This window comes from Merdimmobilis hominis (assembly GCF_016901855.1).
Lineage (GTDB): Bacteria > Bacillota > Clostridia > Oscillospirales > Ruminococcaceae > Paludihabitans.
Genome location: NZ_JACJKY010000080.1, coordinates 1 through 337, shown reverse-complemented (window position 1 = coordinate 337; position 337 = coordinate 1). Strand labels below are relative to the sequence as shown.

General features: G+C 45.7%; 1 rRNA gene. It reads left to right on the top strand.

Features of this window, described 5'->3' with window-relative positions:
• Nucleotides 1-131 precede the first annotated feature (131 nt).
• Nucleotides 132-337, top strand: a 16S ribosomal RNA gene (locus tag H6A12_RS13155); the annotation flags it as partial.

Sequence of the window (337 nt, the reverse complement as noted above, 5' to 3'; positions counted from 1 at the left end):
TTAAACAATGTAAGGTAAAACGAAGAAAGAATAAATCGACCCGATTTAATTCTACGAGTAAGTACGACAGTGATAAGACGAGCGAGGATAAACGATTACAGCGTAAGAGGGATCTTGCGAAGTGATACCATTAAATTAAGAGTTTGATCCTGGCTCAGGACGAACGCTGGCGGCGCGCCTAACACATGCAAGTCGAACGGAGTTAAGAAGAAGCTTGCTTCATCTTAGCTGAGTGGCGGACGGGTGAGTAACGCGTGAGTAACCTGCCTCAAAGAGGGGGATAACGTCTGGAAACGGACGCTAATACCGCATGACATATCGTTATGGCATCATGATG